General features: G+C 62.1%; 25 protein-coding genes, 1 tRNA gene and 1 pseudogene. 11 read left to right on the top strand and 16 right to left on the bottom strand.

What is annotated here, in order from left to right; translation table 11 throughout:
* The first annotated feature begins 94 nt into the window (after positions 1-94).
* The 5 genes and pseudogenes from RY1_RS04840 to RY1_RS04820 all read left to right on the top strand — a co-directional run.
* A tRNA-Asn gene (locus RY1_RS04840) sits at positions 95-167 on the top strand.
* 285 nt (positions 168-452) lie between these two features.
* On the top strand, positions 453-968 hold the full coding sequence (locus RY1_RS04835) for a helix-turn-helix transcriptional regulator (protein ID WP_072802415.1): 516 nt from the start codon (positions 453-455) through the stop codon (positions 966-968).
* A gap of 382 nt (positions 969-1350) precedes the next feature.
* On the top strand, positions 1351-2331 hold the full coding sequence (locus RY1_RS04830) for a DUF6414 family protein (protein ID WP_072802414.1): 981 nt from the start codon (positions 1351-1353) through the stop codon (positions 2329-2331).
* A 428-nt stretch (positions 2332-2759) separates the two neighbouring features.
* Positions 2760-3710: a toll/interleukin-1 receptor domain-containing protein gene (locus RY1_RS04825; RefSeq protein ID WP_072802413.1), complete on the top strand. Its 951-nt coding sequence runs from the start codon at positions 2760-2762 to the stop codon at positions 3708-3710.
* A gap of 65 nt (positions 3711-3775) precedes the next feature.
* Positions 3776-3922 (top strand): annotated as a pseudogene (locus RY1_RS04820) (integrase core domain-containing protein); the annotation flags it as partial.
* 18 nt (positions 3923-3940) lie between these two features.
* Here RY1_RS04820 and RY1_RS30930 read toward each other — a convergent pair.
* Positions 3941-4423, bottom strand: a complete 483-nt coding sequence (locus tag RY1_RS30930; RefSeq protein ID WP_072802412.1) for a PIN domain-containing protein — start codon at positions 4421-4423, stop codon at positions 3941-3943.
* A gap of 83 nt (positions 4424-4506) precedes the next feature.
* On the opposite strand from RY1_RS30930, the gene RY1_RS04810 reads away from it, so the two are divergent.
* On the top strand, positions 4507-5877 hold the full coding sequence (locus tag RY1_RS04810; protein WP_072802411.1) for a hypothetical protein: 1371 nt from the start codon (positions 4507-4509) through the stop codon (positions 5875-5877).
* 772 nt (positions 5878-6649) lie between these two features.
* Here the strand turns inward: RY1_RS04810 and RY1_RS04805 are convergent.
* The 3 genes from RY1_RS04805 to RY1_RS04795 all read right to left on the bottom strand — a co-directional run bounded on the left by RY1_RS04805 (position 6650) and on the right by RY1_RS04795 (position 9349).
* Entirely contained in the window at positions 6650-8344 is a 1695-nt protein-coding gene (locus RY1_RS04805; protein ID WP_072802410.1) for an alpha-keto acid decarboxylase family protein, read from the bottom strand.
* A 69-nt stretch (positions 8345-8413) separates the two neighbouring features.
* Positions 8414-8965: a hypothetical protein gene (locus RY1_RS04800; protein ID WP_072802409.1), complete on the bottom strand. Its 552-nt coding sequence runs from the start codon at positions 8963-8965 to the stop codon at positions 8414-8416.
* 135 nt (positions 8966-9100) lie between these two features.
* Positions 9101-9349 (bottom strand): hypothetical protein, encoded by a 249-nt coding sequence (locus RY1_RS04795; RefSeq protein ID WP_072802408.1) that lies wholly within the window; start codon positions 9347-9349, stop codon positions 9101-9103.
* 6 nt (positions 9350-9355) lie between these two features.
* On the opposite strand from RY1_RS04795, the gene RY1_RS04790 reads away from it, so the two are divergent.
* The gene (locus RY1_RS04790) at positions 9356-9946 is read left to right on the top strand and encodes a hypothetical protein (protein ID WP_072802407.1); all 591 of its coding nucleotides are present in this window, start codon (positions 9356-9358) and stop codon (positions 9944-9946) included.
* On the opposite strand, the gene RY1_RS04785 is transcribed toward RY1_RS04790, so the two are convergent.
* On the bottom strand, positions 9933-10235 hold the full coding sequence (locus tag RY1_RS04785) for an MmyB family transcriptional regulator (protein WP_169914569.1): 303 nt from the start codon (positions 10233-10235) through the stop codon (positions 9933-9935). The two genes, RY1_RS04790 and RY1_RS04785, sit on opposite strands and share 14 nt — an antisense overlap.
* An 87-nt stretch (positions 10236-10322) precedes the next feature.
* Between RY1_RS04785 and RY1_RS04780 the strand changes: the two genes are divergently transcribed.
* The gene (locus tag RY1_RS04780) at positions 10323-11771 is read left to right on the top strand and encodes a glyceraldehyde-3-phosphate dehydrogenase (protein WP_072802405.1); all 1449 of its coding nucleotides are present in this window, start codon (positions 10323-10325) and stop codon (positions 11769-11771) included.
* Positions 11772-11838: 67 nt separating this feature from the next.
* Here the strand turns inward: RY1_RS04780 and RY1_RS04775 are convergent, their stop codons facing one another.
* A complete protein-coding gene (locus tag RY1_RS04775; protein ID WP_072802404.1) occupies positions 11839-12534 on the bottom strand; it encodes an SDR family NAD(P)-dependent oxidoreductase in 696 nt (231 codons plus the stop codon).
* A 146-nt stretch (positions 12535-12680) separates the two neighbouring features.
* On the opposite strand from RY1_RS04775, the gene RY1_RS04770 reads away from it, so the two are divergent.
* Positions 12681-13568 carry a helix-turn-helix transcriptional regulator gene (locus RY1_RS04770; RefSeq protein ID WP_072802403.1) on the top strand — a complete coding sequence of 296 codons (888 nt, stop codon included), beginning with the start codon at positions 12681-12683 and terminating at the stop codon, positions 13566-13568.
* A 41-nt stretch (positions 13569-13609) separates the two neighbouring features.
* On the opposite strand, the gene RY1_RS04765 is transcribed toward RY1_RS04770, so the two are convergent.
* Positions 13610-14509 (bottom strand): helix-turn-helix transcriptional regulator, encoded by a 900-nt coding sequence (locus RY1_RS04765; RefSeq protein ID WP_072802402.1) that lies wholly within the window; start codon positions 14507-14509, stop codon positions 13610-13612.
* 139 nt (positions 14510-14648) lie between these two features.
* Here RY1_RS04765 and RY1_RS04760 point away from each other — a divergent pair, with 139 nt between their 5' ends.
* Complete coding sequence (locus tag RY1_RS04760) at positions 14649-15701, top strand: NAD(P)-dependent alcohol dehydrogenase (protein WP_072802401.1); 1053 nt, start codon at positions 14649-14651, stop codon at positions 15699-15701.
* A gap of 15 nt (positions 15702-15716) precedes the next feature.
* On the opposite strand, the gene RY1_RS04755 is transcribed toward RY1_RS04760, so the two are convergent.
* On the bottom strand, positions 15717-16901 hold the full coding sequence (locus RY1_RS04755) for a methyltransferase (protein WP_072802400.1): 1185 nt from the start codon (positions 16899-16901) through the stop codon (positions 15717-15719).
* Positions 16902-17092: 191 nt separating this feature from the next.
* On the opposite strand from RY1_RS04755, the gene RY1_RS04750 reads away from it, so the two are divergent.
* Positions 17093-17707: a dihydrofolate reductase family protein gene (locus RY1_RS04750; protein WP_072802399.1), complete on the top strand. Its 615-nt coding sequence runs from the start codon at positions 17093-17095 to the stop codon at positions 17705-17707.
* A 60-nt stretch (positions 17708-17767) separates the two neighbouring features.
* On the opposite strand, the gene RY1_RS04745 is transcribed toward RY1_RS04750, so the two are convergent.
* From RY1_RS04745 to RY1_RS04710, 8 genes are all read right to left on the bottom strand, one after another.
* Positions 17768-18133 (bottom strand): RidA family protein, encoded by a 366-nt coding sequence (locus tag RY1_RS04745; protein WP_072802398.1) that lies wholly within the window; start codon positions 18131-18133, stop codon positions 17768-17770.
* 72 nt (positions 18134-18205) lie between these two features.
* Positions 18206-18625 carry a DoxX family protein gene (locus tag RY1_RS04740; RefSeq protein WP_072802397.1) on the bottom strand — a complete coding sequence of 140 codons (420 nt, stop codon included), beginning with the start codon at positions 18623-18625 and terminating at the stop codon, positions 18206-18208.
* A 63-nt stretch (positions 18626-18688) separates the two neighbouring features.
* Positions 18689-18967, bottom strand: a complete 279-nt coding sequence (locus RY1_RS04735; protein ID WP_072802396.1) for a hypothetical protein — start codon at positions 18965-18967, stop codon at positions 18689-18691.
* 43 nt (positions 18968-19010) lie between these two features.
* Complete coding sequence (locus tag RY1_RS04730) at positions 19011-19403, bottom strand: VOC family protein (protein WP_072802395.1); 393 nt, start codon at positions 19401-19403, stop codon at positions 19011-19013.
* Positions 19394-20350, bottom strand: a complete 957-nt coding sequence (locus RY1_RS04725; protein WP_072802394.1) for a TIGR03619 family F420-dependent LLM class oxidoreductase — start codon at positions 20348-20350, stop codon at positions 19394-19396. Before RY1_RS04725 ends, RY1_RS04730 begins: the two co-directional genes overlap by 10 nt.
* A gap of 79 nt (positions 20351-20429) precedes the next feature.
* Positions 20430-21002, bottom strand: a complete 573-nt coding sequence (locus RY1_RS04720; protein WP_072802393.1) for a cysteine hydrolase family protein — start codon at positions 21000-21002, stop codon at positions 20430-20432.
* A gap of 15 nt (positions 21003-21017) precedes the next feature.
* Positions 21018-21854 (bottom strand): alpha/beta fold hydrolase, encoded by an 837-nt coding sequence (locus RY1_RS04715; RefSeq protein WP_072802392.1) that lies wholly within the window; start codon positions 21852-21854, stop codon positions 21018-21020.
* A 59-nt stretch (positions 21855-21913) separates the two neighbouring features.
* Positions 21914-26047 carry a bifunctional nitrate reductase/sulfite reductase flavoprotein subunit alpha gene (locus RY1_RS04710; RefSeq protein ID WP_245819513.1) on the bottom strand — a complete coding sequence of 1378 codons (4134 nt, stop codon included), beginning with the start codon at positions 26045-26047 and terminating at the stop codon, positions 21914-21916.
* Positions 26048-26117: the final 70 nt, after the last annotated feature.

Genomic DNA, 26117 nt, shown 5'->3' with positions numbered 1-26117 from the left:
CTGACGCGGCTCCGACAGGGCGATTTGGTACTCCTATGGGGGTGTGCGCTATTGTTTCTCTCGGCCCGCACGACAGTGCGAAGCCACGAAGTAATCCCCTGTAGCTCAATTGGCAGAGCTTCCGACTGTTAATCGGACGGTTGCTGGTTCGAGTCCAGCCGGGGGAGCGCGATAGGCCCTCTGTTCTGTATGTACTTGCAGGACAGGGGGTCTTTTTCGTGTCGGAGAAGTCGGACGGTCAGAGGTTCACGTGGGTTCGGTCAGCTGTTGGACCTGGGGGTCTGTGGTCTGTGTTCGGCGGCTTGTCACGGGTTGTCACAACTCGTTCGTAACTCGTCCTGTGGAGGGGTCCAGGCAGTAGTCGGATTCCAGTGGCGTCGACTGCTGGGCGGTGCTCGTCTTCGCGGTGTAAGGTATCCGATTGGATACATAGCCTCGAGGGGGTAGCGGTCATGGCTGGACACGGGCTCGTCGAGCGTGCGCGTCGTGCTGCTGGTCTGACGCAGGGTGAGCTTGCGCGTCGGGCGAATACGTCGCGTCCGACGTTGTCGGCGTACGAGAACGGCCGCAAGTCACCGTCTTTGGAGACTCTGGAGCGTGTGCTGGGGGAGGCGGGCTTCGATGTCGAGGCTGTGCCTCGTGTGGAGTTCGTGGATGTGCAGGGTGCTCGTGGTCGGGTGTATCGGGTGCCGACGTCGTTGCCCCGGTTGGCGGTTACCGATGCGTTGGCGACTGTGGTGTTGCCGCTGGATCTGAATTGGTCTTCGCCGGGCCAGGAGTTCAGGTTGGCGGACCGTGTGGAGCGGGCGAGGTTGTACGAGATCGTGCTGCGCGAGGGTCGGTCGGAGGAGGTGCTGAGGTATATCGATGGTGTGCTTCTGGTCGATGTGTGGCCGGAGTTGGTTCTGCCGCGTGATGTTCGGGCGGCGTGGGAGTCCGTGGTTGATGCGTTGTCGAGCGCAACGTGAACGACGTCGGGGACGGAGTGCTCAAGGGATTCCAGGTTCGAGTGGCCAGGTTGTTCTTCTCGTTGTCTGCCAGTGAGGGGTTTCTTCTCGCGGGTGGGGCGGCGTTGGTGGCGTAGAGCCTGACTGCGCGTCCGACGCAGGATCTCGACTTCTTCACGAGTTCGGCGGGCGGGTCTGTTCGCACGGCCCGCGACGCGTTCAGGGCTGTAGTTGCCGAGCGGATCTGGCGAGTGGACGCATGGAGAGGATCGGGGTCCGGTGGCGAGCGGTGCCGGAGGGTAGCGGCTGGTAGGGGCAGTTGGGTCATCTACCTGGCCGCGATGAAATAGGTGTTACGCTGGCTGTAACCGTACCGCTAGGTTCTATTTGTTAGGCTGAGGCAATGGCTGAGAATGAATCTAGGAAGCAAGAGCCTGTCGGAATCAGACTGATGCATCCGGTGTACCTTGATACGCCAATGCTTCTAAGTTTTCTCGCGACGCTTGAGAACGGCGTGAGCTTCACCACCGAGATCTCTCAGAGTCAGGGATCTGGTCAGGCGAACGAATTCGGCGGCGAAGGCGAAGTCGGACTGCCATCTCTTGTTAGCATGCTCGGTCTGAACCTAGGTGCCTCGGGGAAGTACGGTCGGACGTCCAGCCATGAAAATTCAGCAGAACAGAGGTTTGTCCGCGAGCATACTGCGGCATCGCTTTTTAACCGCCTGTACGCTGCGCTGGACTACCACCAGGCCCTCAAGCGTGTGGATCTCGTATCAGACCTTGCTGGACTCAAAGCTGGAGATTTGGTCGAAATTTCGGGCGTGGTCGAGGAGAGCCCTATTGAAATCATTCTCGACACCGTCGATCGAATTTGGCCGTTCGTTGAGCAATTCACAGATGTCGGTGATACCGCGCCGCCCCTGAACAGGGCCGCACTCAGGTCGATGCCTAAGGCCCAGCAAGAGGCGGCCAAAGCTCAAGCCGAAGCAGCTCGCAAGCAGACCGACGAGATGAGGGGCGGTCGTGAGATCATGAAGCTCCTTAGGGAGGACTTGCAAGAATCGCCCGTGGTTGACCTGCTCTTTGTGTCGGAAGAAAGCACTGCTGTAATGACAGCGAGCCGAGAATTTTTTTCAGAAGCAGCAAAAGCCACGCTTATTGGTGGGACTTTCAACCTTATCGGGAAGGTCACCGGTGTAAACCTCGAATACGATGCCAAAACGGACATCGTACGTCGCGGAGCAGTCGCGGGTATGGGTCCGATGGTCGACAGTATCCAGGAAATGGCGACGGCGATGTCGGAGTTCGTACAGGTTGAGCGACCAGATTCGATTGTCCATGGACCGTGCATGCAAATAATCCCTTTATCGATCTTTATCTGATACCGACGCTGTTTAATCCGTCGCTGAGTCCTAGAAATTGCATAACAAGCTCGGCGTTTTGCCGGTGGTCTCACACTCCGATAGTAAAACGCACGACGAATGCAGGCAAGTTTCGACTGTCGCTAGGTCAGCGAGCCAGTAATCCATTGACACTCAGTCACCCACTTCTGGCGGACGCCTCCTGTAGCCGCTGGAATGCTACGGAACCGGCCTAGTTGGGAGACGCTGGGTCGGGCTGACTGTATGCGAAGGAAAAAGAGCTCGTGGTCGCGCCGGTTCCGACCCCACCGCTCTCGCGCTCGTGGACACTCACTCCGCGGTGATTTCGTCACCCAGGGCACCCGCAACGGCGCCGATGGCTCTGGGATGTCCCCTGGATCTAGACCCCTTCGATGATCTTTATTGAACGGCGCTGATAGCCTCTTACCATGACTGCGGACGGCAAGAAAACAATCTTCATTAGCTGGTCAGGAGACCGCGCGAAGGCTGTAGCGACTGTTTTAGAGGAGTGGCTCCCTCTGTTGTTCGACGACATCAAGCCATGGACTTCATCAGGTGCCATTGATCCCGGAAACAAGTGGCTATACGAGATCAACGGACATATTCAAAGTTCGGTTTTTGGAATTGTCATCGTGACTCTCGAAAACAAAGAAGCACCCTGGCTGAACTTCGAAGCGGGCGCGATTGGCGCGACCTTCAGCGGCAACGATAATTACAATCGGGTTGCGCCGATAATGGTCGATTTTAGCTCACCAAGAGAAATGCCGAACACCCTTAGCCAGTACCAGTCTGTAGAACTCGATAGACCAGGAATGCTTGGTGTCGTAAAATCTATTGCCACAGTACTAGGCAAGGAAGAACAATGGATCGTTGCGCGCTTTGATTCTCAGTGGAACACTCAAAGCGCACTCTTAGAAAAAGCTAAAACAACTGCTAGCAGTAGCGCGCATCGTACACCAGATCAGAAAATAGACGAGATACTGGACTCCGTCAGAGAACTAAAAAGTAGCGAATCCGACCAGGTAGCAAAGATGCGTACACGTACCATTAGCCAGGCGGTCATGAAGTATTGCGCATACCATGCCGTACCTTATCTCGGCATTTATCTAGTATCGGAAAAAAGCGACACCTCACGTCATATTTTCGTCTTGGACAATGCTCACACACTCACTGCTGAATCCCTAGATATCATCGAGGGAGATCTCGGAATAATTGCAGAGTCCAAGGTAACGCTCATCAGACACGTCGATTATACGGAAATTTCTCAGCCGGAAGGCATCTTCTTTACAAGAGAAAGATTCGAACAGAACATTCGACTGGAGTTGGAGAGAGTCCAAGCACGAGAGAATGATGGACTTGCAGTCGGTGAGGCAAGTTAAAATCTGGGGATAACTTTGCCCACAATTCCTATTGATCATTAAACCCCCTTGCCTCAAACTCTTCTGCAGAGGCCCGCGTGGTGATCGAGGACTTCAAGGACGACCACAACCATCGGCACCGACACTCGTCACTGGGCTACCTCACGCCTGCCGAGTACGCTGCACAATGCACCCACTCCCACCAACCGGTGGACAGGTGCGAGATCGACTGAACTCACACAACCGCGACTCTAAAACGCGGTGGTCCGACTATCGGGGACCTGCCAAGCGAACTTCGAGAGAAGATGCTGTTCAAGCCGGCTCAAACTGCGCGCGTAGAACACTCGACTCAGTAATCCCTGCTGGTCCAGCTCAGGCGACAGTTCAGAATGCCAGTCAAGTGGGTACTCGAAAGTATCGCGAGAATCGGAGTTCTCGAGTTTTGCTCCGAAATCCGAGTAGTTATTGCTGACAAACCAGACATCACACCCGGGCTCCTGTTTGGCGACATCGAGGACTGTGAGCCAAATCAGGGTGTCCCTATACCCATCTTTAGCCTGTCCGTCGTCGCGGTTACCGGCAACGCCGTACGGCGCCCGGCGTTCGGACGCCCTCCGGGCAATGTCCGTATGGTCGATAGTGTCCGGCAACGAAACGACCTCCGCCTCTAGCTCTGATATCCGGTTCCGAAGCGCAATCTCGTAACCGGACACGCCGAGAGAAAGGTCGTGCATTCATCAGCCCGCTGTGCTTTTCTATATGGCTGCCCACCAGAAGGGAGCCACACACTTTGTGACAGTACGACAAAGGAACGAAAATGGATGACAGCGAACAGAACGACGCAGTGCAGGTACGTGAGTGGATCGGCCGGCTGGAAGCCTTTGCCGCAGCCTTTGATGACATCGAGGGCGGCAGTGCCACCGATTTCGCCAACAATGTGCTTGAGGCGCTGCAGGCCGTGGTAATGCCGAACATGGTTCCGGCCCGGACGCCCGCGATGCTGTTGGCGTTGGAAGCCGTTGCTGCACTGACCGTGGCGACGACAGACGTAATCATGGATTGGGCGGACACACCTGACGTCCGGGATCGTTACACACGCGAGACGGCGCAGGCGCATTTGAAGGCTGCAATGGATGATGTGCTGTCCGCCTGCACGCGTTCGCTTTCAGAAGGATTGCCACCGAGGGATCAAACCGAGCAGCGCATTTCGACTGCAGCTAAGCAGATGCAAGAAGCGATGGAACTGATTGGGAAGCGCAACGCCGAGATGGAAGCCCAGGACGCTGAGGCCGAAGCGGATCCGTACGGTGCAATCCTGGTCTACCTGGACCCAAGCAAGTCGGATGCTCCGATTTTCACAAAGGTGTGCTCGTTGACTGAAGCAGAAGACAAGCGCTACCGCGATGCGTACGAACGGCTTCGAAAGATGCTGGACAGCGAACTGTTGGGGCATATCCAGGACGAAAGCGACAGATTCCTGGATGCGTTGGCGTCGATTCTTCTGGACCTGCGAGACAACAAGATCGGAATCTTCGATGAGGACGCGTGGGACGAGCGCAGGCGCAAGGTTCGTTCGGCGCTGATTAGCTTCACCAGTGCACTACAGAGCCATGAGGATCAGAGCGTCCGCGCCGTACGCGAGACCTTCGCCCGCAAAACGCCGCAGGAACAGGCCGTGCTGGCTCTGTTCACTGACTTGAAGACGACGTCGTTCGAGTACCGCTGGCTGCTCAAAATGCGCGATGCCCTGCTGCACGGCGACATCAACGCCTTCAAGTACGACTTCGACTTACGCCTGCACGGCGAGAACGCCATAAACGTGTACATGGATCGCACCTACATGTTTGGTTTTACCAAAGAGGAACGAGGAAAGCCCTGGCTGAAGCGGAACGAGTTGGAATCCATGTCCTCTGACCCCAGTGTCTTGGACATGATCAAGACGCTTCAGCCGCTGATGGGGTCGCTGCAGGAGAAGCTAGATCGAATCTTGTACCCCGACGCGGGCGAAGACGCTGCGACGGTACGGGAGTTCCTGGCGCGGTATCCCGAGGGTGTGCAGGGACAGCGCGCCTTGCAAAACGGCCCGGGCTTCACCCGCCGGAACATGTGCCCGCCTTTGAGCCCGCTTGCGCCCCGAGTGCTTTCCTTCGCGGATAGCTTCCAGGGCTGGGAGGACGACCCGGAGTAGGTAAGGCGACGGCTCAGCCGTCGTCCACGCGACGACGATTAATAGGTCACGGGCCGAAGGCGCCGGGCGAGGCCCCAATGACGATCGCGATTTACAGCGAGCGGAGGAACACGAAAGGGACTTGCCCGGGTTTCTTTGCGGTGCGGAATTGGCGCTTTACCGGGCCGAGTACCGGTCGACGGTCCCGAATGCTTGTCACGCGGTTGTCACAAGTGCCGTCCTAACCCCGCGGATGCCTGTGGACGGCATCGGACCGTAACAGCTGGTCAGGGCATGCAAGGAGTGTCCACCTGGATCAATTGGAATGGCTCTCATGTGGCTGTTAATCGGACGGTTGCTGGTTCGAGTCCAGCCGGGGGAGCGCGATAGGCCTCCTGACCTGCACGAATGTGCGGGACAGGAGGCCTTTTTCGTATCGAAAGACGTGTTGGCGAAGTCGGACGGTCAGAGGTCCACGTGGGTTCGGTCAGCAGCTGGACCTGGGGCACTGTGGTCCGTGCTTGCCGGCGTGTCACGGGTAGTCACAACTCACCCCTAACTATCGCTGTACCAGCGCCAGCTCGTGGGCGCGGGGCTCCTGTGGTTGCCCGATCAGTGGTGCCGGGTGGAGCCCGGCTCGATGTTGTTGGTAGGTCGAGTGCCCAAGCGGCCCGTGGAGCGGCCAGAAGGTGACCTGATCGAGTGTGTGCCGCGCAATTCGACTCCGCTGCCAAGGTCGACCGCATTGTGCGGTTAAGCGTCGGGGGCGAAACTGCAAGCAGAAGCGGCGTTTTCAGGTTCTGTTGGACCTCGGAGTCGGGTCGTTTGCGGACGCAGCGGCGGCCGCCACTGCCTGCAGCACCGGCGGAACATCTGTTTCCGCGGTGCGTGCTTCGATGAGCGTGAGGCGGTCACCGTGGACCGCCGCATCACGCAGCTCGGTCTCGAGGTCCTCGGTCGTGTCCACGCACACGGCGTGAAACCGCCCATGCTCGGCACCAAGCGCTTCGGGGAGCAGCGTCCACCGCCAGGACGCGATGTCGTTGTAGGTCTTGTCGGCGCCGTGGATCGCACGTTCGACGGTGTAACCGTTGTTGTTGACCACGACGATGATCGCGCTCAGGCCGAGCCTGATGATGGTGCCCAGTTCGGCGAAGGTCAACTGTGCGGCGCCGTCACCGATGAGCAGGACAGGTCGACGATGCGGCGCTGCCAACGATGCACCGAGGAGCGCGGGAAGGGTGTACCCGATCGAGGCCCACAACGGTTGTCCGATGAACAGCGCTGCGTGCGGTAGCGCATGTCCGGCCATGCCGTAGTAGGAGGTGCCCTGATCTGCGAGAACCAGGTCCCTCGACGTGAGCGCTGAGGACACCGCAGACCACAGTTCGGTTTGTGTAAGTTTGTGCCCTGCACTGGGCGTCGGGGTGGGCAGCGGTTTGCTTTCGGTGGGCGAGAGGGGAGCACCGGAAGTTACTGGTGTCATCTCGGTGAGAATGGCTAGCGCGTCGCGCATTTCGATGTCGACGAAGACACGTCCTGCCACTACTGCTGTATGCGGTTGTACGTCGATGCGGCTGGCGGGGTCGAGGTGCTGGCTGAAGAATCCGGAGATGAGGTCGGTGAAGTACACACCGACGGTGATCAAAGTGGGTGCGTTCTCGACCGCATCGCGCACGGCCGAATTGCTTGCAGCGCCCAGATACAGTCCGAGGTAGCCGGGCCCACTTTCGTCGACGACGCGTCTGCCCCACATCAAGGAGGCGTATTTCAATCCTCCGCGGTCGATGAGGGTGTCGAGTTCGGCCTGGGCGCCGGCGCGGTGGACGAAGATGTCGGCCAGCACGACCGGCGTGTGGCCTGCGAGCAAATGTGCCGCGGCTGCGCGGAATTCGCGGACAGCGACCGGATCGCTCGGTGCCGGTGCGGGTGTCAGGTGCGATGTGGGTGGAGTCGTGGGTGCCTCGGCGACGTCGGCGGGCAAGGACAGGTATCCGGGCTGACTGCGGGCGATGATGTGCAGAAGCACGCGATCGATTTCTGCAGCAGCGGTGTCCGCGGTCAGCATGGCCTGCGCGACAGTGATTTCGGTGGTCATGCGCAGCGTGTGGAGGAAGTCTCCGTCGCCGAGGGAGTGATGTGTGGGGCGGCCGGCTGTTTGGACGGCTTCGGTGGGTGATCCGACGAGGTGTAGCAGGGGGACGTGTTCGGCGTAGGCGCCCGCCACTGCGTTGATTGCGCTGAGTTCGCCGACGCCGAACGTCGTGCACACCACGCCGAGGCCCCGCACCCGGGCATAGCCGTCTGCGGCATAACCGGCGCCCAGTTCGTTGGCGGTGCCGACCCACGTCAGTGCTGGGTGCGCGTCGATATGATCGAGAAATCCGAGAGTGAAGTCGCCTGGTACTCCGAAGACGATGTCGACGCTCAGCTCGACGAGGCGGTCGAGCAGGTAGTCGGCGACGGTGTAGACGCGGTCGGGTGTCATCTGTTCCTCGTTCGATTCGATGTGTGATCGGAGTGGGTCGGGGTACCTCGGGTTGTGTTCTTTCCTGCGTCAGGTGCAGGTGTTGTAGAACCAGGGGTCGTCTTCGTCTGCCAACGCGGTACACAGTTGCAGTGGCCAGTTTCCTGCGTCGGTGAAGGTGGCGTGGGCGGAGACGTCGCGGATTGCATCGACCGACAGTTCCACTCTCGCGGTGCCGTATTGCACGGTGTGCATGGTGTCGTCGAGGCCGTAGACATCGAATTCGGCGGTCACCGTGGTCTTCTTCGCTGCCCGCCAGGTGACTTCGAAATCGAGGTAGGTGGCGGGGGAATTGGCCGGCAGTTGGCTTCCGATCGGTGGGACGCCTTCGTTGTCGCCGCTGACCGAGGTCAGTACGAACGTGGTGTCGGTGTTGTTGGACAGATGAATTCCGACACTCGAACCGAGAAGGGGAGGGTGGTCGGAGGAGCCGAATGAGGGTGCGGCTGCGGCGGGAGCGGCACCGGCGGCGATCAGGCTGGCGGTGACTGCTGCCAAAATGGCACCTCGGCGGCGTCGACGATCGATATTCATGGTCGTTGCTTTCTCTCTGTTTCCGGTCAGGGAATCGGTCTTGTACATGAGGTTTCCGTTCGTAGAGTGGGGCGTGAGATTGCGGGCTGTTCGTAGGTGATCTTGGTGGAAATAGTCTGCAGAAACATCGGCGATTGAACGTAGGCTTTTCTGCCGAGCCTCCCGAGCCTGCCGCGTTCGCGGCTATCTGTCGGCAGCCGTTCGGGTGGGTGTCAGGACTGTGTCGAGCCAGTCGAACACCAGTCGCTCCCAGACCTGCTGACCGAGCCCGCCGCAGTGACCGGCGAGCCCGCTCGATGCCGGTGGGTCGAGGTAGACCGTGACGGTGGATCCGAGGGCGTCGAACAGGATTCGGCCTCCGCCGCCGACCGGGTCCCCTTCCGATTCGAGAACGAGTGTGGGGCAGACGATCTTCTGTGCCGAGTCGAGCATCGTGAAGTGCTTGAGTTCCCGGAAGTATTCGGCGATGTGGTCAGGCCGTGGGATGCCATGCGTGCAACGAAGAACTCGGCTTTGTCGGCATTGGCCTTGCTCGCCGACGTCGTTAAGGGCGTCGCTGCGGCTGCGGTTCTCCTCGGCACACCGGGGGTGGCTTCAGCTCATCATCAGGAGTTCACGCCCTTCCCGTACAACATCTCCCTGGGACGAGAGTTGTCGCTACCGTGCGCAGGCGAGGTCGGCGGCGACGTATACACCCCGCACGATCGGCCGGGCATCGCGGTGGTCACGCTGACCTGGCGCACGTTCTTCACCACCGACTGCCCGTTGACGGTGTTCGTGAACATGAACAACTTCGATGCACCGTGGGTCGACCCGTACAGCGGCACACGGCCGACGGGCGGCACCTGGATGGTCCACCTGAACTCCGCTGCGATCAACGCAGCAGCGCCGGAGGGCGGCGAGTGGACCAAGCAGATCGCGATCGACATCGGATCCGGGAATGCCGGGCTCACCGTGACGACGGACTCTCCGCTCAACACCACGTTGCTCGACCCAGCCGGAAATACCGTGCGTTTCACGGTGGCCTGACGGCTCTCCGGGGCGACCTGGTCGTCAGGGAGTCGTCATCGAGTCGTCCGACGATGGGATGCTGCAACCGCTTTCGCCCACTGCAGCGCACGCGGACATCCTGCGACGCCCAGCGTGTGCGGAAGAGTTCGCCTGCGTGGAGAGCTCGCCGACGAGTGCCTTGTCGTGTCGGCCGTTGCGGATCCAGGCCGGGGCGTCGTCGATGGCGTCGAGTACTTGCCGCAAGACCGGTCGCACCGTCGTAGTGCGTGTGCGCCAGCGGGCCCGGCTGAAGCCGCCCTGTGCGCACGAGCCGAACGCTACTTCGTACTGCTGCGCTACGTCAGGGGGCGTGGCATGCGTCGGTGCGAATTCACAGAATCATAAGATGTCAGTTGTGACCACTGAAGAACTCACCCGTTGGAACGTCCAGGAAGCAATCGCGGAGTCGATGATTCCGATCATCGGCCGCCTGCATCGCAGCAAGAACGTGACGATCCTCCTTCACAGCAGGTCGCTTGTGAACAAGTCGGTCATCAGCATTCTTCGCACCCACCGCTTCGCGCGGCAGATCACCGGCAACGAGCTGTCCGTCGACGAGACTTTCCCGTTCCTCGAAGCGTTGGCCGATCTGGATCTCGGAGCGTCGAAGATCGACCTCGGGCTTTTGGTGATGACCTATCGTGCCGATGATCGCGGTCTGTCGGTTGCTGAGTTCACTGCGGATCTGCTCAGCGAGGTGACAGGCTCCGCTGGGAGCGATGCAGTTCAGGGGCCACGCGATGTCGTGTTGTACGGCTTCGGTCGGATCGGGCGCCTCGTGGCCCGGTTGCTCATCGAGAAATCCGGCTCGGGTGGCGGATTGAATCTGCGTGCCGTCGTCGTACGCAAGGGCGGGGAAGGGGATCTGGCCAAGCGTGCATCGTTGCTGCGTCGGGATTCGGTGCACGGCCAGTTCAACGGCACGATCAAGGTCGACGCGGAGAGCAACACGCTGATCGCGAACGGCAACGTCATCAAGTTCATCTACAGCGACGAGCCGTCCGGTGTGGATTACACCGAGTACGGCATCGCCGACGCGATTTTGATCGACAACACGGGTAAATGGCGTGACCGCGAAGGTCTGAGCGCGCATCTGCGTCCGGGTATCGCCAAGGTTCTGCTCACGGCGCCGGGTAAGGGCGATGTGCCGAACGTCGTACACGGTGTCAATCACCGCACCCTCGATCCGCAGGAGACCATCTTCTCGTGCGCATCGTGCACCACCAACGCGATCGTTCCGCCGCTCAAGGCGTTGGACGATCGGTTCGGCATCGTGCGCGGGCACGTGGAAACCGTGCACTCGTTCACCAACGATCAGAATTTGCTGGACAACTTCCACAGCGCGGATCGTCGGGGTCGTTCGGCACCGTTCAACCTCGTCCTGACCGAGACCGGTGCGGCGTCGGCTGTCGCGAAGGCGTTGCCGGATCTGAAGGCCAAGATCACCGGTAACTCGATCCGTGTGCCCACCCCGGATGTCTCGGTCGCCATCCTCAATCTGCAACTGCGCCAAGAGAGCACCAAAGAGGAGGTGCTGGATTCCCTGCGTCTGGCGTCGCTGACAGGGCCGCTGAGTCGAAATCTGGATTACACGGCAGCGACGGACGCGGTTTCGAGCGATTTCATCGGATCGAGGGCGGCGTGCATCGTCGATGCGAATGCGGCGATCGTCGACGGTGACACGGCAATCGTCTACGTCTGGTACGACAACGAATTCGGGTACTCGTGCCAGGTAGTGCGGACAGTGCAATACCTGTCCGGCATCGAGTATCCGACCTATCCCGCAGTCGCGCCCGCGCAGTAAGCGGCCGTACGGCGGTGGACACTGGGTACGTGGCCACCGCCGGACCTGCACTTCTACGACTGTTGGGTCACCACAGGGCGCTGCCACGACGGTCGGTGAATGTCGCCCTCGGTCCGTCGGCACCCAGCGTCGCCAGGTGAACGATTGCGTCCGTTCCTTCGGTAACCGTCTGGGCCGCTTGGTTGTTCGTCAGGTCGGTGGCGGTCGGGCCGGGGTCGGCAACATTGATGCGAATGTCGGGAAGCGCTTTCGCGTACTGCACCGTCAGCATGTGCACAGCAGCCTTCGACGAGGCGTACACCGGTACTGCCCATTGGGATTCGAAGCGTTCGGGGTCGGTGACGATACCGAAGGAGCCGAGTCCGCTGCCGACGTTGACGATTGCGGGATCATCGGACGCGCGGAGCAATGGTAGGAAAGCGTTGACGACTCGTACGACGCCGAAGACGTTGACATCGTAGACACGCTGCATGTCGTCGGATGTCGCATCCTCGGCCGTGACCATGGAATCGGAGACCCCGGCGTTGTTGATCAAGACGTCGAGTCGGCCCTCCTTGGTGGCGAGTTCCTTCGCCGCTGCGCTGACCGATTCGTTGTCGGTGACGTCCACGACGAGCAGCTTCGCGCCGAGTCGATCAGCAGCGTCACGGCCGAGTGCTTCGTTGCGTGCGCCGATGTAGACGGTGTGGCCGTGGGCCAGCAAGCGGCGTGCGGTCTCGAAGCCGAGGCCCTTGTTTCCGCCGGTGATGAGGGTGATGGTCATGCGATTCTCCAAAAGGTTCGATGTGCGCTCGGTCGATGTCGACTGAAATCGAGTCTGGGCGTCCAGGGCGAGAGGTGGGTACGCCGTGCTTGTCCTGGGTGTGGCAGGGACAGTCACGGCCGGGGCGAGAGGCCTATCGTCGAGGGATGGACAAGAGCAACGCACTCGGAGAGTTCTTGCGTGCGCGCCGAGCGATGGTGACGCCGGAGGACGTCGGGATAGCCCCTGGTTCGCGCAGACGCGTACCCGGACTGCGGCGCGAAGAGTTGGCCATGCTGGCTGGCATCAGCCCGGACTATTATCTTCGCCTCGAACAGGGACGTGATCGGCATCCGTCGTACCAAGTAGTCGACGCCATCGCTGCGGTGTTGCAGTTCGACGAGGTAACCACCCTCCACGTGCGCGGGCTCGCGGCACCCTCGTCGGATCGAAAAATGCGGCGCCGTAACGAGAAGGTGCCCACCGGGATCGGGCAGCTCGTCGACGAACTGCCCATGCCTGCGTACGTGGTGGGGACGTACTTCGACGTGTTGGCTGCGAACAGGATGGCCCGGGCGCTCTCGCCGAGTTTCACACCGGGGAACAATGTTCTGCGGCAGTTGTTTCTGGATCCTTCGGATCGAGAGTTGTACGTGGATTGGAGCCACATCACCGCGGAGATCGTCGGAGGGCTTCGCTCGAAGACGACTGCCGACCCGGACGATCCGAGATTGGCGGAACTGGTGGGCGAGCTGTCGATTCACAGTGAACGATTCCGGAACCTGTGGGCGCGGGCCGAGGTCGGCCACGGCCGCAACGGGATCAGCCACTTCGTGCATCCCGAGGTCGGTGAGATGCACCTGCTGCACGAAAAACTGGATATCGCCCCGGCCAGCGGGATGCAGTTGGTGATTCACCACGCTGCGCCCGGCACGGAATCGGCTCGGACATTGAGCTTGCTGGGTACCCTCGCTGCCACCTCGGCGCGCGAAGAGAGTGCTACTGCCGACCGGACGTCAGCGGCGCACACACGCTCGGAGAATCCGCAGCAGTGACCGGAACCCGGTGGGGCCCGACCGGGAGGAGCGTCGGCCGGTCAACCGGGCTCCGAGATGTCGGCTCTGATGTTTTGTGGCGCTTCGTGTTCGGTGCGCGCCCACGATGCCAGGAGCCGTAGACGTTCGGCGGAGGGCGATCCGGGTTCGGCGGTGTAGACCATCATCACGTGTCCGGGTTCGGCGGTGACGAGCAGTTCCTCGTAGGCGAGGGAGACATCACCGACGACGGGGTGGTGGAAGTGCTTGGTGCCGGTGCCGTGGGTGCGGACATCGTGTGCAGCCCACAGTGTTCGGAAGAGTTCACTTCGGGTGGACAGTTCGCCGACGAGATCCTGCAGTCCGCGATCGTGTGGGTCGCGGCCTGCTTCCGAGCGCATGATGCCGACGCACATCTCGGCGAACAGTTCCCATTCGGGATAGAAGTCGTGGGCGGCAGGGTCGAGAAACTGGAACCGCGCCAGGTTCGGTGTGCGTCCGCCGTCGCCGATGATGGGGGAGTAGAACGCGCGTCCGAGTTCGTTGACCGCCACGATGTCCTGCTGCGAATTTCGAACGAACGCAATGCCATCGGTGATCGCCGAGAGCGCCCAGTGCAAGCTGGGGCGCGTCGCGGCGGCCTTCGACGAGCGGCGACGCGGACGACCGGAGGCAGGAATGCCGTCGGCGGCGCGTGCGAGGTCGAACAGGTGACCACGTTCGGTATCGCCGAGTTGGAGAGCCTTGGCCACGGCGTCGAGCACCGCTGCAGACGCACCGCCGATGGCTCCGCGTTCGAGTTTGGCGTAGTACTCGACACTCACCCCTGCCAGTCCGGCGACCTCGGACCTGCGCAGGCCGTCCACGCGTCGGTTGGTACCGGCAGCAAGACCGGCTTGTTCGGGCGAAATCTTCGCACGCCGGGTCATCAGAAACTCGCGGACATCCGCTCTGTTGTCCATGACCGAAATGGTAGGCGCTGCCACCGGATGTGGGGTGCCCTGTCGGTACACCTCTCGTCAGGGACTTCTTCGATGCTCGGGTAGCGCGTTGACTGGCCATCGGTTCCACTTATGTTTCACCTCGATTTTCAGGAGCATCATGCCCACCACTGTGAACGCATACGCAGCCACTGCCGCAGATCGGCCGTTGGCGCCGAGCACGATAGAACGCCGCGACGTCGGACCCCGTGATGTGCGGATCGACATCAAGTTCGCCGGTGTGTGTCATTCCGACATCCACACCGCCCGAGGTGAATGGGGCGACGTGGCGTACCCGCTGGTCGTCGGCCACGAAATCGCGGGTGTCGTCGCCGAGGTCGGGTCGGAGGTCACCCGGTACGCCGTCGGCGACAGGGTAGGCGTCGGGTGCATGGTCAACTCGTGCGGGAAGTGCGTGCAATGCCTGAAGGGCCTCGAGCAGTACTGCCTGGAAGGCAACATTCAGACCTACGGGGGCGTCGACCGTGACGGTTCCACCACCCAGGGAGGGTACTCGCAGCAGGTCGTCGTCACCGAGACGTTCGTCGTTCGTATTCCGGACGGCATCGAGCTCGATGCTGCAGCGCCGTTGTTGTGCGCGGGAATCACCACGTACTCGCCGTTGCGGCACTGGGGTGCAGGGCCGGGGAAGAAGGTTGCCGTCGTCGGGATGGGCGGTCTCGGGCACATGGCAGTGAAACTGGCACATGCGATGGGCGCCGAGGTGACGGTGCTGTCTCAGTCGCTGAAGAAGCAGGAGGACGGCGTACGGTTGGGCGCCGACCACTACTTCGCGACGAGTGATCCGGAGACCTTCACCGATCTCGCGAGCTCGTTCGACCTGATCGTCAATACCGTCAGTGCCGCAATCGATCTCAACGCGTACCTGTCGCTGCTCGCGATCGACGGCACGATGGTCAACGTCGGTGCGCCCCCGCAGCCGTTGCCGGTACAGATCTTCTCCCTGATCCCGTTCCGCCGCTCGTTCGCCGGCTCGGCCATCGGGTCGATCGCGGAAACACAGGAAATGCTCGATTTCTGTGCCGAGCACGGGCTCGGTGCGGAGATCGAGGTCATCGGTGCCGAGCAGATCAACGAAGCGTGGGAACGGGTGCTGGCGTCGGACATTCGGTACCGGTTCGTCATCGACACTTCCACTCTCGCGAACAACTGACGTGAACCGGGGCGCTCAGGCCGAAGAGTGATCTTCGGCTCGAGCGCCGCGGTCGGAGCCCGCACCGGTTGATTCACTCCCGTTGTGTGCGCGTGGAGCGAGTCGCCACAACGACGTCGTCTCACGTGATCGAGCCGCGTGGAGGAGATCGGCGGTATCGCGCGTACGAGGATGCGTCGGCGATATGTCCGTTCTCCCAAGAACCTCCAGCCCTGCGCGCTCGATCGCGGAGATCAGATCCTCGCGAGTCGCCAGCCCCAGCAGCTCTGCCAGATCGGAGATCACCAACCACCCTTCGCCTCCCGGCTCCAGATGCTTGCCGAGTCGGTCCAGGAAAGCCCGAAGCATGCGGCTGCCAGGATCGTAGATGGCATGCTCGATTCCCGACGTCGGCTTGGTGGGAATCCACGGCGGATTGCACACCACGAGCCGGGCGCGTCCGGCCGGAAAGACGTCCGCGAGGAGCACTTCGGTCTGTTCGGCGAATCCGAGTCTGTCGAGATTGGTGGTGGCGCACGCGATCGCCCGAGGGTCCTTGTCCGTCGCAACGACGCGCGCGACACCGCGCTTGGCCAGTACCGCAGCCAGAACGCCGGTGCCGGTACCGATGTCGAACGCGGTGGTCGTCGCGGCCGGTAGGGGAGTGTCGGCCACGAGTTGCACGTACTCGCCGCGCAACGGCGAGAAGACGCCGAAATGCGGTTCGATGCTGGCGTCCAACGCCGGAATGTGGACGCCTTTGCGTCGCCACTCGTGGGCACCGATGAGACTGAGTAGCTCCCGCAGCGACAGTAGCGAGGGAACGGACGTCTCGCCGTAGACCTCGGCGGCGGCCCGCGCGACGTCAGGGGCTCGGCCGTAATTCAACACGTAGTCCGGATCGAGCTCGACGAGCAGCTTTCCGAGGGTGCGCGCCCGCCGCGCCGTGTCCTGGCGGTGCAGGTGAAAATCCTGAGCGGGGGAGGACGACGGGCGTCGCGCTCGCGGCTCCGCGCGTCGGGTGATCGCGTTCAGCAACTGGCGAGCGTTGTTGAAATCGCCTCGCCACAGCAGAGATGCGCCGTCCGATGCGCGTCGGTAGGCGGCGTCGGCGGTGATGTCGTCGCCGATGACCTCGATGGTCCTCGGTGCAGGGGCGCTGTTCTCCGACCGCCACGTCGCCGAGCGTTCCTGCCCGTTCTCGATCCATTCGACAATCATGTGATCACGAACGGTTCGCCGGCGTCGATACGGTCGAGGTGTAACTGGTGCACGTGGCCCTTTCGGTTCCCATCCAGTCAACCACAACGAATCCGCCTCCGATTCGGCCGATGATTGTGGCGTCGTTCGCAGGTCTGCCTCACTGCTGACACACACAACGTGACGAGCAATCAACTGCACTGGAGTCGACCATGGGCATCATTCAGATCGAACTGTTCTCCACCCTCGACCTCGTCGGGCAATCGCCCGGCGGTCCCGACGAGGATCCCGACGGCTTCACGTTCGGAGGCTGGCAGGCGCCGCTGCTGAACGAGATCACCGGTGCACAGGTAGCTGCCGCGTACGAGGGGACGGACGCGCTCCTGCTCGGTCGACGGACCTACGACATCTTCGCCGCCTACTGGCCGCACCAGGACGGCGAGTTCGCGGACCTGTTCAACGCGATTCCGAAATACGTGGCATCGCGCAGCGCACCTGACCTGTCGTGGGCTGGGTCGAGCCGGCTCGGTGACGACCTTCCGGGCTCGGTGCGCGAGATCCGCGACCGGCACGAGCACATCACAGTCGTCGGCAGTCTGAATCTGGTGCAGACCCTGTTGCGAGAGAGACTCTTCGACCGCCTCGACCTGTGGATTCACCCCATCGTGCTCGGCGAAGGCAAGAAGATATTCGCCGGTGGCGCAGTGCCCACCAACCTCACACTCCTCGAGCCACCGTCGGCCGGACCAAAGGGCACCGTGTACCTGAAGTACGGGCTCGCCGACGGAACACCACAGACCGGGGACATGACCGACTCGGCCGGCTGAACTGGAATGGCAAGAGCGGGTGCCGCGTGCGTGGCACCCGCTCTTGCCGTGCTGGGTGGGTCAGGAAACGATGGCGTCGGCTTCGATCTCGACCAGCAATGCGTCGTCGATGAGCGCGTTGACGCCGAGAAGCGTGGCGGCGGGACGGACGGATCCGAAGATCTCTCCGTGGACGGCAGCTACTTCTTGCCACTGCGACACATCGCGGAGGTAGATGCGTGTGCGAATGACGTCCTGTAACGATCCGCCGGCCTCGATGACGGCCTGCTCGATGGTGGCGAGGGCCGATCTAGCCTGCTCTGCGACGGTAACGCCCTGCCCCGTGGTTCCGGAGACCGCGATGTGGTTCCCGATGCGGACTGCTCGGCTGTATCCGATCTTCGGTTCCCACTCGGACCCGGAGGAGACGTTCGTTCTGTTGCTCATGGATGCGAATTATGCCCCGAAGGTCGGGCCGTCCCGCTCGCAGGTGTTGTCGCAGAACTGGACCGGCGGATGTCAGCGAGACTTACGGGGGAGGCCCGTCGACCAGAGCGTCAACAGTACGAGGGCAGGTTGGAAGAGCAGGCGCACGAATCGTTTGCCATCGCTGTCGAGCCCGAAACCGTCTCGCTTGTTGAGGTACTGCGCGATGTTGCCGGGAAACACGGCGACGAAGAAGGCGGCGATCAGGCGACCGACGAGCACTCGATCACGCTGAAGCAGAGCGAGTCCGGCACCGAGCACGATCTCGACGCCGCCGGATGCCATGACCACACCGTCTGCATCCAGCGGGATCGATTCGGGGACCTGCGCCCGGAAGGTCTCTCGGCCCCAGAAGAGATGGCTCAGACCGGCGAAAATCAGTGCGCCCGAAAGGGCATAGCGTGCGGCCGTGCGGGCCGAGGTCGTTTCTGGGGGTTGAGGAATCCGTGTCATGGAGAGACAACATACTCGGCGAATCCGAAAGCCAACACCCGTACGTCCGTCCACGTCACTGGCTCAACCCGGCCGAGGCACATCGGTTTCCCAGCGTCGGCGACGCTCGTCGTCGGATTGATCCCACCACGGCGTCCCCCGCTCGCCGAGCGCCACCTTCGCTGCCTGCACCCCTGCGCGCGATTCGTCGGCGCCCGCGGTGCGACGAACATCACGACGCCATGCCATCAGAATCGATCTGAGCTCGGCACTGCGCTCCTCGGGGATATCAGGATCGGTTGCACGCCACTTGCGTCCGTTGACCACGATGTATCGACCGTCGTCGGTGTGCTCAGCCGTCATGGATCACGAATGCCACCCGATGCGGCCCGGCAAACCGCCTTCGTCAGAAGTTCTCGCCTGTCCGCCACGCCATTTCCTGCAACGTCCAAGTGTTGCCGTCCGGGTCCTCGAACGCCGAGTAACTCACCCCACCGCCGACGTCCTGAATCGGCCCCATCTCGATGCCGCGCTCGACCAGTTCGGCTCTGGACTTCGCGATGTCGGCGACCACCAGATGTAGCCCCTTGGTGGATCCCGGAGGCATGTCGAACGCGCCGAGGCCGGTGCCGATACAGATGGAGCACGCCGAGCCTGGCGGCGTCAACTGCACCACCCGCACACCCTCTGCCGGTTGCACATCGACGTCGGCGACGAACCCGACGGTGTCGGTGTAGAACGCTTTGGCACGGTCGACGTCGGTCACTGCGAGCGGGATGAGCTCGAGCTTCATGTCCATCGTGATTCTCCCTGAGTACGAATGCGGTTCGATCGTGCGGTCTCACTGTAATCACCTACGAGCCCCAGTCGATCGGCAATGCGCGCTGCGGTCTGCACCGCCTCGTCGACAGAGCGAGTCGAGTAGTGCAGATCGAAGAATGCGCCGTCGACTCCATGCTCGGTCAACGTCGCGATGATCGACACGAGAGTGTCCACGCTCTGACCCGGGACCACATTGATACGCGTCTCCCTGCGAAGCGTGTCCGGATCACGTCCCGCGTCCGCCGCTGCCGAGCGAGCGATCGACCACAGATAGCCGACGTACTCCGGTGGCATGTCCCAGAGGTTGATCCAACCGTGCGCACGCCGACCGATACGACGCATCGACGCGTCGCCGAAGCCTGCGAGCATGATCGGCGGTCCACCGGCCTGGGTGGGACGCAGGTCGACCACCGACAGAGGGATGTCGAACAATGCCCCGTGATGTTCGACGGGATTGGTGGTCCAGACGGTGTGCAGTACATCGAGCGTCTCGTCGAGTCGCTCGGATTTGCCGCTCCACGGAACCCCGAGAGCCTGATACTCGTCGCGCATCCATCCCAGCCCCAATCCGAGCGTCAGTCGACCGTTCGCGATCGAATCCAGGCTGCTGACGGCCCGCGCGAGAAGAAGTGGGTTGTGCCATGTGGCGTTCACGGTGCTCGTGCCGAGCCGAACATCGGTCGTGGCGACAGCGGCCGCGGTCAGTGTGAGCAGAGGATCGAGCGCGGCGGTGAACTCGGGCGGATACGGATTCTCGGGTGTTCCACCGACCGGGTACAGATCGGACGGGTGCACGGGAGTGAGGACCCGATCTCCCACCCACAGTGACCGGTAACCGAGTTGTTCCGCGGTACGGGCGAATTCGGCGACTTCGCTGCCCTCGCAGTGCGAGCCGAGTTGGGGCAGGCAGATTCCGACGTCCATGGTTGGCCTCTCTTCGTGTGATGTGTTCTCTCTCGCGAAGACAGTGCCCGGTACCGCTTACCGCCCGGTTGGAGTCGGCTTAATCGGGCGCAGAACTCGACACGCCGAAGTCGACAGCGTCGGCGCTGACGGTTCCTGCTGTTCGGCCCGGCGCCCTCTGGTTGTCCCAGTAGAGATTGGTGTGTGCGATCACCGAAGCGGGCGAGGGTGCTCCCCACTCGCTCAGGTCCTCGGTCGTATGCGCATCGCCCACCAGGGTGGCGTCGTAGCCGCGGGCGAGAGCGCCGTGCAGTGTGCTTCTGATGCAGAAGTCCGTCTGCGCACCCGCGACAACCAGATGCCCGACGGCAAGATCGGCCAGCGTTCCCTCCAGCTCGGTGTCCTCGAAGGAATCTCCGTACTTCTTGTGAATCAGCGGCTCGGACTCGTGCCGAACGAGCTGGGGGACGTATTCCCACCCGGCACTGCCGAAGGCCAACTCCTCGGACGAATGCTGCACCCACACGACAGGAACATTCGACGCCCGGGCCTTCTCCACCAAGGAGGCGACGCTCGCCACGACTGCCTCGGAATCGACACTGCCCGCCATTACGTCGTTCTGGACATCGACGACGAGGAGCGCGGTGTACGGACGATCGGTCAGCGTTGTCATACCCGAAAAGAGTAGTCAATCCAGTGGGACGAAGGCACTGATCTCAGCGGCCAATCTCTCGGGTCGATCGATGGGTACGAGAGTGTAAGTGTCGTCCAACTCGATGAGCGCCGCATTCGGGAAGAGCCGAGAGAGCCTGCGGCCGTGCTCGATCGGCATGATCTTGTCCTCTCGGCCCCAGACGACGAGAACCGGCCGCTCGAAAGTGCCACAGGCCTCGGTCCACCGCAGCAGCGTGGCGTCGTCGGGAATGGACAGGCAATATTTTCTCAGGTCGCGGCGAATGCGTCGATCGTGCGTGGCCGGGGCGAACCACGCGTCCATGACCTTCTTGGGCACCGGCCGCATGCTCATCCACCCCCACGAGCCAGGAGCTCGCCGGGCCACGGTGAACCGAAGCCCGAACAGCAGGGTCCGCAGACCACCCGGAATTCGTGCCGCGGCCTTGATGGCGGCGCCGGGAACACCGGGTGGATAGTTCTCGTACGCCTCGCACGAGGTCAGAACCAGACGTCCGATCCGCTCGGCGGATCCGTTGGCAATGAGGACCTGAACTCCGCCCCAGTCGTTCTGGACGAGCGTCACATCGTGAAGATCGAGGCGCTCCAGAAATTCTCCGATCAGCAGTCCGAGACCGAGCAGCGAGAGGTCGGCGTCGTCGTTCATCGGTATCCGATGGCTACCCAGCGGCCACGTCGGCCTGATACATCGATAGTGAGGCGTCAACGAGTCGACAACCCGGTCGAAGACACTGCCGTCCATCGTCAGCCCGTGTACGAACACCAGCACCGGGCCTGCGCCGCCCGTGTCCTGGTACTCGATCACGCCTGCATCGAGCTCGACTTCGGGCATCACGCCTCCAGTGAAGGGAACGGTCTTTCGTCCTGTCACGACAATAGCGCGCGGGCCGCTCAGTACACGTCGCGCACGTACCGCTTTTCTGCCGCGAGTGCTTTGACGTATGCCTTGGCGCTGGCAGGAGCCAACCGCCCATGCTGCGCGACGACGCCCTCGAGTGCCGAATCGACATCCTTGGCCATCCGCGATGCGTCACCGCACACGTAGAAATGCGCGCCCTGTTGCAACCATTGCCACAGCAGTGCTCCGTGCTCGGTCATCCGATCCTGGACGTACACCTTGGTGCTCTGATCACGCGAGAACGCCACATCCAGGCGCGTGAGGGAACCGTCGTCGACCATGCCGGTCAGTTCTTCGCGGTAGTAGAAGTCGGTGGCTGCATGCTGCTCACCGAAGAACAACCAGTTCGGGCCGGTATGCCCCAGCGCGCGGCGTTCGTGGAGGAACGCGCGGAACGGTGCAACGCCGGTCCCCGGTCCGACCATGATCATCGGGGCCGTCGGGTCCTCCGGTGGTTTGAAGTGCGCAGATTTCTGCACGAAGATGCCGATGTCCTGGCCCTCGGCATGGTCGGCCAGGTATGTCGAGCACACACCGCTTCGCGGCACACCGTGCACGTTGTAGCGCACGGTCGACACCGTCAGTTGCACCTCGTCCGGACTCACCTTGGGGCTCGACGAAATCGAATACAGCCGGGGCTGAAGGGGTTTGAGCACGCCGAGCCATTCGTCGAGTTCGGCGTGTACCGGGATGTGCGACAGTACGTCGACCGACTGTCGTCCCCACATCCAATCGGACAATGCACTCTTGTTCTCGGGCAGCAACATTCGCTCGAGGTCGCTGTCGTTGGTCCTGGAATGCACGAACCTCAGCAGATCGGGCGTCGCCTTGGCGATCTCCAGCCGTTCCCGCAGAGCCGATCTGAGCGGCATCGATTCGTGACCGGCCAGGTCGACGACCGAGTTCCCGTCCAGCTTGGTCAATTCGAGCCATTCGTCGACGAGTACCTCGCTGTTGCGCGGCCACACCCCGAGTGCATCACCGGCCTCGTAGCTCAGCGTGCCCGCAGGGAGGTGGAACCCGAACTGACGGACGTCCTTGTTCGATCCGATCGCGCTGAGTTGAGTGTTGCGTACCAGAGCGGTCGGCAACGGGCTCTTCTTCCCGTATGTAGCCACTGTGGTGGTGGTGGCGGGGGACGGCGTGGTGGGGACGGGGGAGGTCGACGTCGGGGCAGGCTCGTCTGAACTCGTCGAGGCGAGCTTGGCCGTGACGCGGTCGAGCCACACCGCAGCTGCTTCCTCGAAATCGGGTTCGCAGTCGACGCGGCCGACCAGACGCTCGGCCCCGAGATCGACGAACCGGCTCTCGAGCCTTCGGCCGTTGCCGCAGAAGTCGTCGTAGTTCGAATCACCGAACGCAAGCACAGCGAATCGGACGCCCGCCAGGTCAGGCGCTGAATCTCCCGAGAGTCCATCGAGGAATGTCGTTCCGTTGTCCGGTGCGTCGCCGTCTCCGGTGGTACTGCTGATCAGTAGTACGTCGTCGTATTCGGTGAGCGCAGTCGGCGAGAAATCGTCCATGACGTGCTCACGAACTGCCATCCCTGAGGATCGCAGTCTCTCGACGCAGGCGAAGGCGAACTCTTCTGCGTTGCCTGTCTGCGACGCCCACAACACCAGGACCGATTCGGTCTCGGACGTCTCGGCTGCGGTCTGTCCATCGGCGGAGGCGGTGTCATCGAAAGGTCCAGTGCCATCGAAAGCTCTGGTGGCCGTGCGTGAGAACAACCCTGCGAGCATGCCGTCGAGCCACGCGTGGGTTTCGGGCGAGAGGGGAGAGGTCGGCGGCAACGTCGGGATGCCGGGAGCATTGCGCCCGGCATCGGTGCGCAAGCCGGCGAGCAGGCCTGCGACATAACGCTGTTCGACGGCAGGTAGCGGCAACGTCGGCCCGGAATGGTCGCCGACAAGTTGTGCGAGGGCATCGATCGGTGACATGGCTGCCCCTGGCGTCTGGGATGAGAACTGGGGGTCGGACGCTTGTGTCGGAATCGACTCCGCTTGCGCCACTGCAATTGTCGTCAGCGTCACGGCGCACACCTTGAATTCCGGTTGCTGTGAATACGGGTCGACAGCGTCGTTGGTGACAGCGTTGATGGAAAGATATTCGCCGAACGAATCGTTCCAGTGAAACGGCGCGAAACAGTCCCCAGGACGCACACGATCGCTCACGACGACCGGAAGCACTGCCCGCCCGCGGCGCGAGGCGACCTCGAGTCGGTCTCCCGATGCGCAGTCGAGGCGCTCGGCATCACGTGGGTGGATTTCGACGAACGGACCTGGGTTGAGCTTGTTCAGTTTGGCGACCTTGCCGGTCTTGGTCATGGTGTGCCACTGGTGTTGCAGCCGACCGGTGTTGAGGAGGAACGGGTAGTCGTCGTCGGGCATTTCGGCGGGAGCCATCGATGGGCGAGCGAAGAACTGGGCCCGCCCGGACGGCGTCGGGAAGGACAGGCGGGGGATCGAGCCGTCGTCGAGCGTGCGCAGTGTCTGGCTGATGCCGTCGTTGAGGTACCGGATGGGGTGACGATCGTTGTCGTCGTCGGGTGGGCACGGCCACTGCAGTGGTGTGTCGCGAAGCCGAGCGTAGGTGGCCCCGCGCAGGTCGTAGCCGGTCTTGGGGTTGGAGAAACGCTTGATCTCCTCGAACACTTCCTCGGCACTGCCGTAGGTGAAGGCGTCGGCGTACCCGAGTTCACAGGCCATCGTCGCAATGATCTGCCAATCCGGCATCGCCTGACCCGGTGCGTCCATCGCCTTGCGGAACAGAGTCAGGTTGCGTTCGGAGTTGATCATGACGCCGTCGGACTCGGTCCACAATGTCGCGGGCAGAACGACGTCGGCGTAGCCGTTCGTTTCGGTATCGGCAAACGTGTCCTGCGTGATGACGAGTTCGGCCTTTTCGAGCCCGTCGATCACGGTCCTACGGTTGGCGACCGAGGCGACCGGATTGGTGCAGATGATCCAGCATGCCTTGATCTCGCCGTCGGCCATGCGAGAGAACATGTCGATGGTTCCGCCGCCGACATCGGTGCGCAGTGTGCCTTCGGCGATTCCCCACTCGCGTTCGACGAACGCGCGATCGTCGTCGAACGTCACCGCTCGCTGACCCGGGAGCCCAGGGCCCATGTATCCCATCTCCCGGCCGCCCATTGCATTCGGTTGTCCGGTAAGGGAAAAGGGCCCGCTTCCGGTACGGCAGATCGCGCCGGTCGCCAGATGCAGATTGATCAACGAGTTGGTGTTCCATGTGCCGTGCGTGGACTGGTTGAGGCCCATCGTCCAGCAGCTCATCCAGTTCTCCGCCTCACCGATCCACCGAGCCGCTGTTCGGAGATCTTCCTCGGCGATTCCGGTTCTGGCGCTCACTGCCGACGGTGTGTACTCGGCCAGGAAATCCTCCATGACGTCCCAGCCGTCGGTGAACTCGGCGATGAACTCGGGGTCGGTATGGCCGTTCATCACGAGCAGGTGCAGAAGACCGTTGAGCAGGTCGAGGTCGGTGCCCGGCGCGACCGGCAGGTGAAGATCGGCCTTGTCGGCGGTGGCGTTGCGGCGAGGATCGACGACGATCAGCTTGGCGCCCTGCTTGACCCGATCCATCATGCGCAGGAACAGGATGGGATGGCAGTCGGCCATGTTGGCACCCGTGACGAGGAAGACGTCTGCGTGCTCGAAGTCCTCGTACGACCCGGGAGGACCGTCGGATCCCAGCGATTGTTTGTAACCGGTGCCTGCGCTGGCCATACACAGGCGTGAGTTGGATTCGATCTGATTGGTTCCGATGAAGCCCTTGGCGAGCTTGTTGGACAGGTACTGGGCCTCGATCGACATCTGTCCCGAGACGTAGAGAGCAAACGTGTCCGGTCCGTGCTCGTCGATCAGTGCGCGCAACTTCTGCGCTGTCTGCTTGATCGTCGCGGCCATGTCGGCGTCGACCGGATCGTCGCCCCGGCGGGTTCGAACACGGGCTGTCTCCAGCCTGCCCGGGGCGGCCAGCATGTCGGCCGTGGTCGACCCCTTTGTGCACAGGCGCCCGAAGTTGGCCGGATGGGATGTGTCTCCGACGGACTTCTTCACCGTCGCGGCTGCGGTTTCACTGGTGCGTTCGATCTGCAGCTTCATGCCGCAGCCGACGCCGCAGTACGCGCACACCGTCTTGACGGTGTCCGTGACCGGGGAGATGTCCAGCGTC

Origin of the sequence: Rhodococcus yunnanensis NBRC 103083 (genome assembly GCF_001895005.1) — a bacterium.
GTDB lineage: Bacteria > Actinomycetota > Actinomycetes > Mycobacteriales > Mycobacteriaceae > Rhodococcoides > Rhodococcoides yunnanense.
This window is presented reverse-complemented; position numbering and strand designations above follow the sequence as displayed.

Bases quoted from the DNA above. Each gene is read 5' to 3' on its own strand.
- RY1_RS04835 (WP_072802415.1), top strand. From the start codon at position 453: ATGGCTGGACACGGGCTCGTCGAGCGTGCGCGTCGTGCTGCTGGTCTG.
- RY1_RS04830 (WP_072802414.1), top strand. From the start codon at position 1,351: ATGGCTGAGAATGAATCTAGGAAGCAAGAGCCTGTCGGAATCAGACTG.
- RY1_RS04825 (WP_072802413.1), top strand. From the start codon at position 2,760: ATGACTGCGGACGGCAAGAAAACAATCTTCATTAGCTGGTCAGGAGAC.
- RY1_RS30930 (WP_072802412.1), bottom strand. From the start codon at position 4,423: ATGCACGACCTTTCTCTCGGCGTGTCCGGTTACGAGATTGCGCTTCGG.
- RY1_RS04810 (WP_072802411.1), top strand. From the start codon at position 4,507: ATGGATGACAGCGAACAGAACGACGCAGTGCAGGTACGTGAGTGGATC.
- RY1_RS04805 (WP_072802410.1), bottom strand. From the start codon at position 8,344: ATGACACCCGACCGCGTCTACACCGTCGCCGACTACCTGCTCGACCGC.
- RY1_RS04800 (WP_072802409.1), bottom strand. From the start codon at position 8,965: ATGTACAAGACCGATTCCCTGACCGGAAACAGAGAGAAAGCAACGACC.
- RY1_RS04795 (WP_072802408.1), bottom strand. From the start codon at position 9,349: ATGCTCGACTCGGCACAGAAGATCGTCTGCCCCACACTCGTTCTCGAA.
- RY1_RS04775 (WP_072802404.1), bottom strand. From the start codon at position 12,534: ATGACCATCACCCTCATCACCGGCGGAAACAAGGGCCTCGGCTTCGAG.
- RY1_RS04770 (WP_072802403.1), top strand. From the start codon at position 12,681: ATGGACAAGAGCAACGCACTCGGAGAGTTCTTGCGTGCGCGCCGAGCG.
- RY1_RS04765 (WP_072802402.1), bottom strand. From the start codon at position 14,509: ATGGACAACAGAGCGGATGTCCGCGAGTTTCTGATGACCCGGCGTGCG.
- RY1_RS04760 (WP_072802401.1), top strand. From the start codon at position 14,649: ATGCCCACCACTGTGAACGCATACGCAGCCACTGCCGCAGATCGGCCG.
- RY1_RS04755 (WP_072802400.1), bottom strand. From the start codon at position 16,901: ATGATTGTCGAATGGATCGAGAACGGGCAGGAACGCTCGGCGACGTGG.
- RY1_RS04750 (WP_072802399.1), top strand. From the start codon at position 17,093: ATGGGCATCATTCAGATCGAACTGTTCTCCACCCTCGACCTCGTCGGG.
- RY1_RS04745 (WP_072802398.1), bottom strand. From the start codon at position 18,133: ATGAGCAACAGAACGAACGTCTCCTCCGGGTCCGAGTGGGAACCGAAG.
- RY1_RS04740 (WP_072802397.1), bottom strand. From the start codon at position 18,625: ATGACACGGATTCCTCAACCCCCAGAAACGACCTCGGCCCGCACGGCC.
- RY1_RS04735 (WP_072802396.1), bottom strand. From the start codon at position 18,967: ATGACGGCTGAGCACACCGACGACGGTCGATACATCGTGGTCAACGGA.
- RY1_RS04730 (WP_072802395.1), bottom strand. From the start codon at position 19,403: ATGGACATGAAGCTCGAGCTCATCCCGCTCGCAGTGACCGACGTCGAC.
- RY1_RS04725 (WP_072802394.1), bottom strand. From the start codon at position 20,350: ATGGACGTCGGAATCTGCCTGCCCCAACTCGGCTCGCACTGCGAGGGC.
- RY1_RS04720 (WP_072802393.1), bottom strand. From the start codon at position 21,002: ATGACAACGCTGACCGATCGTCCGTACACCGCGCTCCTCGTCGTCGAT.
- RY1_RS04715 (WP_072802392.1), bottom strand. From the start codon at position 21,854: ATGCCCGAAGTCGAGCTCGATGCAGGCGTGATCGAGTACCAGGACACG.
- RY1_RS04710 (WP_245819513.1), bottom strand. From the start codon at position 26,047: ATGAAGCTGCAGATCGAACGCACCAGTGAAACCGCAGCCGCGACGGTG.